At 66.5% G+C, this 12,915-nt stretch carries 8 protein-coding genes and 3 pseudogenes; 6 read left to right on the top strand and 5 right to left on the bottom strand.

Annotated features, from left to right (window positions below):
• The first annotated feature begins 50 nt into the window (after nucleotides 1–50).
• The 3 genes from J7I97_RS30840 (at nucleotide 51) to J7I97_RS30850 (ending at nucleotide 5,930) form a co-directional block, all read left to right on the top strand.
• On the top strand, nucleotides 51–1,016 hold the full coding sequence (locus J7I97_RS30840; protein WP_214941493.1) for an acyltransferase domain-containing protein: 966 nt from the start codon (nucleotides 51–53) through the stop codon (nucleotides 1,014–1,016).
• Nucleotides 1,009–1,914 carry an SDR family oxidoreductase gene (locus J7I97_RS30845; protein ID WP_308365732.1) on the top strand — a complete coding sequence of 302 codons (906 nt, stop codon included), beginning with the start codon at nucleotides 1,009–1,011 and terminating at the stop codon, nucleotides 1,912–1,914. The genes J7I97_RS30840 and J7I97_RS30845 overlap by 8 nt, the downstream gene beginning before the upstream one ends.
• A 218-nt stretch (nucleotides 1,915–2,132) precedes the next feature.
• Nucleotides 2,133–5,930, top strand: coding sequence for an SDR family NAD(P)-dependent oxidoreductase (locus J7I97_RS30850; protein WP_251059316.1), 3,798 nt, complete (start codon nucleotides 2,133–2,135; stop codon nucleotides 5,928–5,930).
• A gap of 195 nt (nucleotides 5,931–6,125) precedes the next feature.
• Here the strand turns inward: J7I97_RS30850 and J7I97_RS39100 are convergent.
• A pseudogene (locus tag J7I97_RS39100) lies at nucleotides 6,126–6,272 on the bottom strand (helix-turn-helix domain-containing protein); the annotation flags it as partial.
• 7 nt (nucleotides 6,273–6,279) lie between these two features.
• On the bottom strand, nucleotides 6,280–6,804 hold the full coding sequence (locus J7I97_RS30855) for a DUF6879 family protein (RefSeq protein ID WP_214941499.1): 525 nt from the start codon (nucleotides 6,802–6,804) through the stop codon (nucleotides 6,280–6,282).
• A gap of 204 nt (nucleotides 6,805–7,008) precedes the next feature.
• Here J7I97_RS30855 and J7I97_RS40475 point away from each other — a divergent pair.
• Both J7I97_RS40475 and J7I97_RS40480 read left to right on the top strand, forming a co-directional pair.
• A pseudogene (locus J7I97_RS40475) lies at nucleotides 7,009–7,668 on the top strand (IS3 family transposase); the annotation flags it as partial.
• 1 nt (nucleotide 7,669) lies between these two features.
• The gene (locus tag J7I97_RS40480; protein WP_374195531.1) at nucleotides 7,670–7,906 is read left to right on the top strand and encodes an IS3 family transposase; all 237 of its coding nucleotides are present in this window, start codon (nucleotides 7,670–7,672) and stop codon (nucleotides 7,904–7,906) included.
• Nucleotides 7,907–8,238: 332 nt separating this feature from the next.
• Here J7I97_RS40480 and J7I97_RS30865 read toward each other — a convergent pair whose 3' ends face one another.
• The 3 genes from J7I97_RS30865 to J7I97_RS30875 form a co-directional block, all read right to left on the bottom strand.
• A complete protein-coding gene (locus J7I97_RS30865; RefSeq protein ID WP_214941503.1) occupies nucleotides 8,239–9,171 on the bottom strand; it encodes a hypothetical protein in 933 nt (310 codons plus the stop codon).
• Nucleotides 9,172–9,185: 14 nt separating this feature from the next.
• Complete coding sequence (locus J7I97_RS30870; RefSeq protein ID WP_214941505.1) at nucleotides 9,186–10,055, bottom strand: papain-like cysteine protease family protein; 870 nt, start codon at nucleotides 10,053–10,055, stop codon at nucleotides 9,186–9,188.
• 732 nt (nucleotides 10,056–10,787) lie between these two features.
• Complete coding sequence (locus tag J7I97_RS30875; protein ID WP_308369224.1) at nucleotides 10,788–11,057, bottom strand: aldehyde dehydrogenase family protein; 270 nt, start codon at nucleotides 11,055–11,057, stop codon at nucleotides 10,788–10,790.
• Between the two features lie 629 nt (nucleotides 11,058–11,686).
• On the opposite strand from J7I97_RS30875, the pseudogene J7I97_RS30880 reads away from it, so the two are divergent.
• Nucleotides 11,687–12,888, top strand: a pseudogene (locus tag J7I97_RS30880) (IS3 family transposase).
• The last annotated feature ends 27 nt before the right edge of the window (nucleotides 12,889–12,915 follow it).

Genomic DNA, 12,915 nt, shown 5'->3' on the forward strand with positions numbered 1-12,915 from the left:
CGACGACGGCATCCCGGGACCGTGCCGGAGACCGTGCGAAAGGAGCGGCGATGACGAGACCGACCGTGTTCATGTACTCGGGGCAGGGCTCGCAGTACTTCCACATGACCCGCGAGCTCTATGAACGGCACCCGCGCTACCGGCTCTGGCTGGACCACTGCGACGACATCGCCTACCCCGTGCTCGGCAAGTCGGTGGTGGACACGATCTTCGACCAGGACCGCACGAAGAGCGATCCGTTCGACTCGCTGGCGGACTCGAACGCGGCGCTGCTGTGCGTGGAGTACAGCCTCACGCGGGTCGTGCAGGAAATGGGGTACCGGCCCGACGTCCTGGTGGGCTACAGCCTGGGTGAGATCACCGCAGCCGTGGTCGCGGAGGTGCTTTCGCTGGAGCTCGGGATCTCCTTCGCCGTGGAATTCGCCCGGACGCTGGCGGACCGGACACCGCTGTCGGGGATGCTGGCGGTCCTCGGTCCGGAAGAACTCCTGTGCAGCCATGCCGGGTTGTTCGCCGACTGCTGGGTCACGGGACGCAATTTCGACGGCAACTTTGTGGTCAGCGGTCGGGTCGAGGCGGTGGAGCGACTCGAACGCTCCCTGGGGCAGGAGGGGATCGTCTGCCAGCGGCTCCCCGTCAACCACGGCGTGCACACGGAACTCATCGACCCGGTCGAAGAACAGGTGCGCGGCATCCTCGGCACCGTGACGCTGGCCCCGCCGAAGATCCCGATCGTGTCGTCCGCCTCGACGGACCGGGTCGTCGAAGTGACGGCCGACGGCATCTGGGCCGCCATGAGGAGGCCGGTGGACTTCGCGAAGTCCATCGAGAAGATGTCCGCCGCCGACGACGCGACCTTCATCGACCTCGGGCCCAGCGCGACACTCGCGACGTTCGTGAAGTACATCCTGCCGCCGGGCAGCGGCTCTGCGCAGGTGCACACCATCAATCGTTTCGGACAGGACCTGAAATCGCTCCATGAGTTTCAGGAGCAGACAGCTTCCATACGTGGCTGAGGACGAGTACGGGATCCAGGGAGGACATCCGGTCATGTCAATATCAAGCGGGATCAGGATTTACGGGAACGCCACCGCGATCATCACGGGCGCCGCGTCGGGGATCGGTCGTGCGCTGGCCCAGGAGCTTGTGGCGCGAGGCTGTGAGGTCGTGCTGGCCGACCTCCAGATCGAGCAGGCCGAAGAGGTGGCCGTCGCCCTTCGGGAGGCCGGTGGGAAGGCGACCGCCGCCTGGCTCGACGTCACCGACCATGCGAAGTTCGAACAGCTCGTCAAGGACACCGTCGCGCGAACCGGACGTCTGGACTACCTGTTCAACAACGCCGGCATCAGCCACGGCATGGGTGCGGGCGCCCGGCACTACCGCATCGAGGACTGGCGGCGCATGATCGACGTCAACGTCGTCGGTGTCGTCAACGGCGTTCAGGCCGCATACAACCTGATGATCGATCAGGGCTTCGGCCACATCGTGAACACCGCCTCCCTGGCGGGTCTGGTCCCGAGCGCGGGGACGACCTCGTACGTCACCACCAAGCACGCCGTGGTGGGGCTCTCGCACAATCTGCGCATCGAGGCGGCCCAGCTCGGAGTGCGTGTGAGCGTGCTGTGCCCGGGCGTCATCCGGACCCCCCTCATCGAGGGAGGCGTGTACGGACGCAGCGTCGAGGGGGTGACCCGTGAGATGACGCGGGACCTGTGGGAGGAGCAGAAGCCGATCTCACCGGAGGAATTCGTCAAGAAGTCGCTCGACGCGGTCGCCCGGAACAAGGGGATCATTGTGGTTCCCGCGTTCTGGAAGGCTTTCTGGTGGCTTTTCAGGTTGTCGCCGACTCTCTGCGTGAATATTGCGACCAAGAAGTTCCGGGATCTTGGGAGGAGCGAGACATCCGGCGTCTGAGCTTGAAAATCACCGCACACCGGATCCATAAACCTCTGCTTACGTGAACAGGGAGTGCCGATATGATCAGTGGGGCGTCTCGTCCTCAGCCCAGGTCGATCCCGCGGACCCAGGGTGTGTCCACGAGTGCTGCCACGGCTGCCGTGCCCCCGTCCGAGGCCGCTGACTGTCTCTACTCGACGGTATGGGTCGAGGCGGAGGGGCCCTCAGGTGCTTCGTTGCCCGGGCCGCACCTGTTGCTGTCCGGTTCGGACGTCGATGTCGATCTGCCGGACGGGTGGGTCAGCCGCGTGGCGCGCGCCTCGGATGCGCTCGACGACGTGCTCGTCGAACAGGCCTGGGGCTGCGTGGCGGTCCTGAGCGACGGGCGAGAAGCTGATGTGTTGTTGGGGCTGCGCGTTCTGCAGGCCTGTTCGGAGGGGGCGCCCTCCTCCCCGCGCAGGGTCGTGTTCCTGCCGGCGGCGGGTGCGGTCGACGACGCGGGGTTGTGGGGGCTTGGCCGGACTGCCCGGCTGGAGCGGTCCGACCTGGCGGTTCACTGCATCGAGGCATCGAGGGAGCAGATTTTCCGAGCGTTGACCCTGAGCCGGAGCGGCCGTCTGGAGGAGGACTACCGGTTCACCGGGACCGGCGTCCTCGAAGTACCGAGACTCCGACGGCACACCCTCGGCGACGAGGGGTTCACTGCCCGTCCGGACGCGACGTACGTGGTGAGCGGGGGTTCGGGTGCTCTGGGTACGGTGGCGGCCGGGTTCCTGGTGGACCGGGGGGCGCGGCACGTGGTGCTGCTGGCCCGGTCGACGCGCGCGGGATCTCCTGTGCCGCCTGAAGTCGCGGAACTGCGCCGATCTGCTCGGGTCGAGCTGCTGACGTGTGACGTGAGCGACCTGCGGAGCGTTCGCCGGGCGCGGGACGCCATGACGGAGGCCGGTATGCCGGCGGTGGCGGGGGTGATCCACGCCGCGGGTGTCCTGGCCGACGGCGTGTTGGCGAATCAGTCGGAGCAGAAGCTGAAGCAGGCTTACGGGGTCAAGGTCGACGGCGCGAAGAACCTTCGCAGCGTGTTCGCTCCGCCGGACTTCCTGGTGGTGTTCTCCTCGACCTCTTCGATCTTCGGGGCCGTCGGCCAGGCGAGCTATGCCGCGGCGAACGCGACGTTGGACGCGTTGGCCGAGTCGTGGTCGCTGCAGGGTGAGCCCGTTCTCTCGATCCGGTGGGGCGCGTGGTCCGAGGCCGGCATCGCGGTGCGTCACGGAGCGGTCGAACGTGCGAGGGCCGCGGGTTTCGGAACGATCGGAAACGATCTCGGGGTCACGGCGTTGAGCCGGCTGCTGGCCGGGCCCGAGCGGGGAGCCGTCTGCGTCTCCCCGCTGGATTGGGACACGCTGTCGCTGAATAGCCGCTTTGTCTCACGCTTCACCACCCGGCGGCAGGCACCGGATTCGCCGGTGGTGCCACCGGGGAGGGGTGACGTGGAGCAGGTCGTTCGCACGGCGGCTCGGGACGTCGTGGGAGGGCATGTCGAGGACGACGTCTTATTGTCGGAATCCGGTTTGGACTCGCTGGGAAGCGTACTGCTGCGCAACAGGATCGCGTCCGACCTGCAAGTCGTGCTGCCAACGACGTTCGCCGTGGAGTCGGCAGACGTCCGCTCCCTGGTGGGATACATTTTCGAGCAGACGCGGAAGCGGTCGAGCGAGAGCGGGCCAGCTCCACAGCGGCTCGTTCCGAAGAAGCCCGTGCAACGGATTCCTGCTCCTTCGCAGACGCCCACGTCTCCCCGCCTGCCGATCCTGGTCATCGGGGCTGGCCTGGGCGGTATCGGCTTCGCTCGACGGCTTGAGAAACTCGGCGTCGCAGCACTGGTTCTGGAGAAGCGGGACCGTGTCGGCGGCGTGTGGAGCTCACTTGCCAATGCGGATTCCAAAGTTCAAATCGATTCTCCAGCATACAGTTTCGACAGCGCGTCGCCCGCGGTGCGTGACGACCATCGATGGCGATCAGTGTTCCCGGGCAGGGACGAGGTCCTGCAGCAGGCGAATTCGGTGTCGTCCGAGCTGAAGGAGCCGATTCGCTTCAACTGCGAAGTGCTCTCTGTCAGGAAGGTCCAGGATCAGGAGTACGAGGCGGTGTACCTCCAGGGAGGCGTCACCAAGTCCGTCCGGGTCTCCGGCGTAGCCGCCCTCACGGGCGGGCTCCACCGGCCCGTGCGACATCGATTTCGGGATGAGCACCTCTTCACGGGCCATGTCGGGCTGGGAGTTGCCGATGACACGCCGCCGGAAAAGTTCAATGACGCATCGGTAGTGGTGGTCGGGCACGGTGCTTTCGCCTTGGAGAACATGCGAACTGCCCTGGAGAACGGTGCGCGACATGTGACGATCGTCTGCCGGCGACGAAATCTGGTCGTGTCCACTCTCTGCAACTGGGTGATCAATTCGAGCGAGGGAGTGACACCGCTCAACGACGTCGTGGACATGATGCGCCCGTTCTACGAGCTCTCCGGCGTGGACATAGAGTCCCTTCCTTCGCTGTCTCAGGAAGCGGACGGGAGCTTTGTGCTGGACCAGTCGACGGTTCCGGCGGCCTCGGACGTCTACTTCCTGGCGCAGGCGACCGGGAAGGTGACCGTCATAGAAAGCGAGATCGACTACGTGTCGGCCCGTTCGGTCGTCACTGAGAGCGGAAAGGAGGTGAGGGCCGATGTGTTGGTCAAATGTCTGGGGTCGCAGACGGACCAGAGCATCCTGCCGAAGATCTTCGGAGAAGACAGCAGGGTCGAAGGATTCTGGATTAACGGCGATCCCAATCTGTTCGCCTACAACGACGGCGCGCAGATACCGCGTAGGGCGAAATCCCTGCTCTGTTCGAGTTACGTGTTCTTCCTGCAGGCATTCGCCGAGGCGTATCTGCATTTCTTGGAAAACCCCGCCGAGTTGGAAGTGTTATTCGGTAGAATTGCTGTCGAAAATTCGGACAAGTCATCCTCCGAGCGGTTGCTCGTGGAGTTGTGGGATTTCATCGAGCGCGCGAAGAAGAACGTTGCATCGCGAACCGCGGAGCTCTGCCCGTTCGACCGCTTTCAGAGAGAGCGGGAAGCCGAGTGGCAGGCGTACTCCACACTGATGGGGGAGGCGGCGGATGAGGGGGAGGGGCTCTGGAGGCTGATGTCCCCCACCATGGCGCTGCTTCACCGACGGGATCCCGCGGTTCCCGTGGAGCGACGTGTCAGGCGCGACGACTTCGGCTCGATGAGCATCTACGTGCCGCGTCGACACAGGGTGCTGTTCCTGCCGGGGCAGGGGACCGACGGACGCCTGGCACGAGCCATGCTGAAGAAGGCTGGTTGGACCAGGCGCGAAGACCTTGAGTTCGTCATTCCCGATGCACCCTACGCGATGCCGGCCTTCACCAGTCCGGAGCAACTCGCAGTCCGGGACCTGGACTCCCTGGCTGAGGAGGGTCTCTACGACGTCACGGGAATCTATCGGGAGTGGAAGGCGGGCTTTTCGGAGCTGTGGAATCAGTACCACGGCATTCCCGTCGGCGTGGGGGACGCGGATCCCGGGGCAGCCTTGGACTCGGTCCTCCAGTACCTCCGGTCGGTTTCGGAAGACCATGGACCGTTCACCGGTGTTGCTGGATTCGGCGAAGGCGCCGCGGTTGCCTCTGCGGCCCTCCACCGTCAGGCTCGGGGGAGTGATGTGGGACTGGGCGGCGTACGGTTCTTCATCGCGATGTCGGCGTGGCGGTCACCTGCCCACGAGCGGGCCGGGGTGTTCGAGAAGGCCCGGCCGATCGATGTTCCCCTGCTGCAGACTCTGGGCGAGCGGGAAGCGGGTGTGTTCCAGGCCGCTGCTCCGGTCTTCGGCCGGGACTTCCGCAGGGTGTTCGAACACAGGCACCTGGGAAAGCACGCCTACCCTTCGCTCACGCGCATGCTCGATCAGAAGCTCAATCGCCTGCTTCATGCGGCGTTCAGTACCCCAGCAGCAGCCCACCACCTTCCGGTCTGAGCCGCGGCTTGTCGGCGGTATCGGCTGGTCCGTGATCGTGCCTGGCGGCGGCGTCGCCAGCCGGACCGGCCTCCTGGCGCGTCAGGCCGCGCAGGTGGGTGACGTCGAGTTCCTCGAGGGTCTTGACCGCGGGGAACCGGGCGGCCCGTACTCGTGCCTCGCCGCCGTGGGATTGTCCGGCTCGCTCGCGTTCTACTTCCCGTGCTCGAGTCGGGAAACCTTCGATTCCTGCCAGCCGAGCTCGCGGGCAAGGGCCCGGCCGCTAGCGAATCCGGCGTCCTTCCGGAAGCCGCGCAGCCGGGCACCCAGTGCCTCGCGTGTTTCTTGTGCCTGGTTGCTCACGGATGGTTCAGGGCTTGTACTCGCGGTGGGGGGTCGCCAGGGCCCAAAGCAGATCCCGGACACGGACGCACTCGGCGACGACATCGGGAGTCTCGACCAGCTCTGAGCCGAGCACGCGACCGTCACCGTCGAAGTGCCCCACGGCCAGGAGACGGCCGTCGAACAGCCACCAGTCGTTGCCGCCCACGGGGAAGACCAGCTCGTCGGCAAGAAGGTGACGGCTCACCCACCGGATGTCCTCGCCGGCCACCTCGTTGTGCGAGGTGGCGGCGTACTCCCACTGGATGTAAGGCGTATGCGGTTCGGTGACGACGCGCACGCGCCGGACGGTCTTGCCCTCCCTGGTGAGGCGCCCGATGAGCTGCGTCCACGGCTCCATGTACGAGTAGTCGACGGGCTCCCCACGGAGCCAGCTCTCGAACGGGCCGTTCTCGTCGGCAACGGAGTAGTCGTCCCTCAGCTCCAGATGGAAGGCGTCCTCCGTGAAGGTCTCAAAGAGCCGGTTGCGCTGGGCGCTGGAGATCAACTCCACGCGGTTCCTCCAGTAGGGCGGTGATCGCGGCCTTGGGGACCTCGACCACGGTCTCGTAGTCCGGAATTTCCATCTGGGACAGGGCCTCGGGGTCCGTTACCTCCAGTCCCTGAACGACGTACGTCCCGCTGGGCGTCAGGACCATGATCGGGTCCTCAAGACGCCTGAACTCACCACGGCCTTCTTCGTGAAGGAGAGCGACCGGTGAGCGCGATATGCCGGTTCATCCACGCGGAGAAGGCCCACTACGCGATCACGCTGTTGTGCCGGGTGCTGAAGAAGGCCCGCTCGACGTACTACGCGTGGGTGGCCGGGATCGAGGTCCGCGAGGCCAGGTGCCTTGCGGATGAGGTGCTGGCGCACGAGATCACCGTGATCCACGTTGCCTCGAAGGGCACTTACGGCGTCCCGCGTGTGAGTGCCGAACTGCGCCGTCGGGGACACCTGGTCAACCGCAAGCGTGTTGAGCGGGTCATGCGTGAGCACGGCATCGCCGGCCATAGTCGCCGCACCGGCCGCCGCAGCCTGACGAAGGCCGACACCTGGGCCGCCCCGGCGCCCGACCTGATCGGCCGCGACTTCCACGCTGTCCGCCCCGGCATCAAAGCCGTCGGGGACATCACCTACATCCCCACCGCCGAGGGCTGGCTCTACCTCGCCTCGTGGCTGGACCTGGCGACCCGCGAGATCATCGGGTATTCGACGGCGGACCACCACCGCGCCGACCTGGTCGTCGACGCCCTCGGCATGGCCGCCGGCCTGGGGCGTCTGGAACCGGGATGCGTGATTCACACTGACCGCGGATCGGAGTACACCTCGGCCCAATGCCGGGACCGGATCCAGGAGTTGGGTCTGCGGCAAAGCATTGGGCCGGACCGGGATCTGCTTCGACAACGCGGCGGCCGAGTCGTTCTTCGCCGTCCTGAAAGAGGAGATCGGCACCCGCTTCTGGCCCGACCGGGCCACCGCCCGAGCCGAGATCTTCACGTTCATCGAGACCTTCTACAACCGACGCCGTCTACGCAAGCACATCAACTGGGGCTACCTCACGCCTCACGAGACTCGCCTGCGCTACCAGCAGGATCAGACACTCGCGGCATAACAGAAACGTGTCCAAGATCACGGGGAAGCTTCACCCGCATGTTCCACCAGATGGACGGCACCCAGCAGGTGGCCGGGGCCAGCGGGTTCATCTCCTTCCAGAACAACGGCAATCCGCGGAACAAGGCCGTCCCGATCCTGCGCCTCAACGGCAAGGGCCAGGTCGCGTTCGTCGAGGTGTCCGCGGCGGAGGGCAAGCCCCCGCAGGAACAGTGACTCGGGCCGCCCGGGAAGGGGGCCGGGCCTCCTTCCCGGGCTCGTACGTATCCGAGTATCCGACGGTGGAAGCGCCGGGCTGAGTACGGAGAAGGGGCCCGGCCTCACATAGCCGGGTCAGCGGGTGGTGGCAGTCCCCCGGCGGCGCGCATACGCCACCGCGCCTCCGATCGCCGCCAGGGCCGCGGCCCCGGTGACGGAGACCGACTGCCAGGATGCCTCGGTCGCCGGTATCCCGGACGTGGCGGCGACCTGCTCCGGCTGGTCGTCCCCGAGGCCGGCGTACCCGCCGGCCAGGCCCTTGCGGTCGTACTCCGAGCCGGGCATCTTGTCGCCGTAGCGGGCGGTGACCAGCTTCTGGTAGGCGGCGAGGGTGATGCCGCGCTTTCCGCCGAGGCCGCTGGTCGCCTCCTCGTTGAGCGGCTCGACCGTGCCTTCGGCGGTGAGCCGGTACCAGGCGTGGATCTGCGGCTCGGTGAAGGTACGGGCCTGGGGAGTCCCTCGCTCGGCAAAGCCGACCTCGGCGTCACCGTCCCGGATACCGGCCAGCTGCCAGCCCTCGGCTCCGACGTTCTGCACGCCGCTTCCCGTTGTAGCGACGTCTCCCTTGGGCGCGAGCAGTACGGCGGCGGGTTTGCCGTCGGAGGCGGTCACCCGGGAGGCCAGGTAGGAGAGCCGGAGCGCGGTCTGCGGGGTCGCCTGGGTCTTGCCGGTCACGAACTCGGGGCTGATTTCGAACATCGGCACCGGGTCCTTGAGATCGAACCGGGGCGGCGCGGCGACCGAGGCGGGTGCGTTGCCGGGGGCGCCGACGGTGCCGCCGTCCGCGCCGGTGCCCGTGCCGTGCTGCCGGGCCGAGACCAGGAAGCGGGAGACGGTGTCGCGGAGTTGGTCGCTCCGGAGGGTCTGCTGGGCGGACTGGTAGCCCGCGATGCCGTCGCCCTCCGCAGCCTGTGCGGGAACGATTGCGCTCAGGGCGGCGGCGAGCGCTGCCGTGGCGAGGACGGCGGCCCGGACTGCCGACCGCCTGGAGTGTCGCATGGTCTGCATGATCGGTCTTCTCCTCAGCCCTGGATGCCGATGCGGGAATGGGTCCACTGGAACGAGTTGTTGTTCACGTAAGTGGAGTGGTTCCACCAGGTGTAGGTCTGGGTGGTCTGCCACGGGTCGCCGACCGCGATCATGTTGGTGGTGCTGTCGTAGCCGTAGATGACGTTCATGTGACCGCCGCCGGTGCGCCAGCCGAACCGGACGGCGAACGGCCGCCCTGCGGCGATCTCGGCGACGGATTCGCCGAACGAGGCGTTGCGGGACAGGCTGCGGCCACTGTCCCTCAGCCCCAGCCTGGCCAGGCCGTTCGCCATGTCCTCCAGCGTCGCGGGCTGGTTGTTGCAGTTCACCCAGGTTCCCTGGGCGGCGAGTTGGCAGAACTGCTCCTGGCTGACGGAGCGGCCCCAGTGTTTGGCGATGGTCACGCCGGAGGCGTCCCAGCACCACTGGGTCCTGACCTGCTTCTGCATGTCGATCTTGAGCGTCTTCGCGGTCGTGGGGGCAGGGGTGGGGGTGGGGGTGGGCTTCGGGTTCGAACCGCAGACCGGCAGGCCGGTGGTGTTCTCGTTGATGAAGGTGTCGGCGATGTAGTACGAGCCGGTGAAGATCCACCGCGGGTTGTTCTCCACGGTGTCCCCGGTGGTCCGGCAGGACATCTGGATCCTGTCGCCCACCTTCGAGGAGCCGTTCACCTGGGCCGAGAGGGACGGCTTGGCCCGGTGGTTGACGGTCTTGTAGTTGCCCTGCCCGCCGACGACCGTGCCGCTGACCGAACCGGCCTGGGCGAGGGCACCGAAGCCGAACAGCAGACCGCCGGAGAGTGCGGCGGTGATCGCGGCTATCAGCGCTTTCTTGCGGCGGGACGCGCGACGTTTGTGCATCATGCTCCTTGATCTGAGAATGCGGGAACTCGCCTGCTTGGAGGCGTTCCGACAGGTGGTGAACAGTCAGCTCGTCGGCCGGTACCGATCCGATCGGCGCAGGACCACACGGCCCCGGACAGCCACCATCTCCTCGTGGGCGGGCCGGTTCCTGCCGTGGGGACCGGCCGTCGAGGACGCGAGCCGCCGCTGCCGCGGGGTCTTGCCGTAACACGAATGCCGGGCGACCCACCACGCCGCCACGGGGGTCCGCCGGGCTCGTCACTTCACGGACGTGCGGGTCTGAATCCGCACGCGGCTGTTGTCGTTTGCTTGCCGGCCCAGGGACGGCTACAGCCTGGCGATATCGGCTGACCGAACGTCACATTCGGGCGGGTCGAGGGCCTTGCGGTGCCGGTGAAGCTGAGGCTCCGGTTCTCGATGACCAGGCACAACCACACCTCTTTCCTTGAGTGCATTGGGTGCCGGGAATCCTGCCAGAGAGACGGAGGGTTCTGAACGCCGTTGCTCTACGCGCGAAGATGTCGCCAGTTCAATCACCGGAAAGAGATGATGCAATGGATCCCCAACTGGGCCATGACTGCTGCCAGTTGACGATCCGACACCTCTTGGTCCAGGCCATTTTCGGCACTCCAGTGGCGTACGACTTTACGTAAACTTGGCACACCGCAAACCTCTATTGGACGCCACGTCAAATAGTGAAATCGCCCAGCGTGTATGCCGTGTGACTCTCCATCATTTCAAAAGGAAGAATCCGGCCCCAGGTTTTGCGCGGAAAGGACCACCGAGCCGCGAATGAGTGCCTGCCTTGGACCGCTCGATCACCGGACGCATTGTCAGCGGGCGCTCACGGAGGGCGCGGGTGGCGCGCATCGCGCGGTCCTGGTCGGCGGTCCACACGCTCTCGGCCAGGCCGAAGCGGACACCGGTGGCGGGGTGCAGGGCCTCGGCCTCGTCGGCGAAGGGCTGGACGGTCACCACGGGGCCAGAGATCTCCTCCTGCACGAGCTCGTCGTGCCGTACCTGCTGGCCGCCGCGCGGATGGCCGAGTCCCAGGCCGCTTCGGCCGAGGACATCGACCGGGGCATGACCCTGTTGCCGGCCGCGGCGCGATAGAGCGCGACAGCGTCCTTTCTGAACTCCTCCGGATACGGAGACTTACGTCCCACATGGACATCCCTCCCTGGACCATCAAGATCCATTGTCAGGGTGTCCACTCCGAAGGATCAGCCTCAGGATCGAGGACCCTGAGAACCCCGCGAACCAGTCCATGGGCGTGGGCGACCTCAGGGAAGCCGCCTGGTTCGCCCCCTTCGACAACCGCAGCATCAGGGACCCCCGGCGAGGCTTCCGGAGGTAGACCGCAGCAGAGCCCTTCGCGCTGGCCGACCGTAGAAACGTGGCCGGCGTGGGAGGACCCCGAGCGTGAAGGAGGCAGAGAAGACCATCTGGCCTGTGTGCACCACTCACTTCGGGCTCTCCTGGGCCAGAGCTGAACCCGATCTGATGCAGGGCTGCCCGTACCCGCCTCCCCATACTCGAAAGACCGTTGAAAGGCGGAAGAAGGGATGGCTGCCACCGGACTATGGACTGCGTGAGCGGGGCCTGGCCCTTGATCGGGGACACCCTGATCATTGGATCGTGAAGATCCGAAGGACAGGAGTTCCCGTTGGGGACGTCGAAGTAGCCCTGAGTTCCGGGCCGATGCCGTCGCGCTGTACCGGGCCACCCCCGGTGGCAGTTACTCGTCGGTGGCCAAGGACCTGGGCGTCAACCACGAGACGCTGCGCACATGGGTGCGGGATGCCGAGCAGGCTGCCCGGCCCGGTGCTGGCGAGGCCGGCGCGATGGAGAAGGAGAACCGGCAGTTGCGGGCGCGGGTGAAGAGCTCGAACTCGAGCGGGAGATCCTGCGCAGGGCCGCGAAGTATTTTGCGGGCGAGACCAGCTGGTGAGCCGTTTCCAGTACGTCGACGATCACCGTGGCGCTTTTGGCGTCAAGCGGCTGTGCCGGATAGTGAACCTCTCCCGTTCCGGGTTCTACCGGTGGCTGGCCAGCGCGGATGCACGGGCCGGCCGGGCCCGGGCGGACGCCGAACTCGCGGAGCGGATCGTTGAGATCCACCGGGAATCGGATGGCACCTATGGCGCCCCGCGCGTCACCGCCGAGCTGCGGGACAACGGCGTACGGGTCAACCACAAGCGCGTCGCCAGGGTCATGCGCCTGTCGGCTTTCACCTGTGCAAGAAGGTCCGCACCACCCTCCCCGAGCCGTCAGCAACACCAGTGCCGGACCTGCTGCGGCGCGACTTCACCGCCCCGGCACCGAACACCAAGTACGTGAGCGACATCACCTATCTCCCGATCGGAGGTGGCCAATTCCTTTATCTGGCCACAGCGTTGGACCTGTGTTCGAAACGCCTGGCGGGCTGGTCGATCGCCGACCACATGCGCACCTCGCTGGTTATACCGACGCCCTGAAAGCCGCAGCCGCCGCCCGGGGCGCCGACGGACTGCGCGGGGTCGTTTTCCACAGCGACAACGGGGCTCAGTACGCGTCGAATGAGTTCGCCCAGCTCTGCGAGGGGCTCGGCGTGACCAGATCACGCGGCGCGGTGGGCACGAGCGCGGACAACGCCACCGCGGAGAGCCTGAACGCGACCTTGAAACGCGAGACACTCCAGGGGCGGAAGCGGTGGAGCGGCGCCCGTGAGGCCCGGCTCGCGGTCTTCCGATGGGCGCCCCGCTACAACACCCGGCGCCGGCACTCCCGCCTCGGCCAGATCAGCCCGATCACCTACGAACAGCAATCAACTACGCTGGCCACCGCCGCATGACAACCGCAACACCGTTGCGTTTGGCCG

It is taken from the genome of Streptomyces sp. ISL-87, from assembly GCF_018614095.1.
GTDB lineage: Bacteria > Actinomycetota > Actinomycetes > Streptomycetales > Streptomycetaceae > Streptomyces.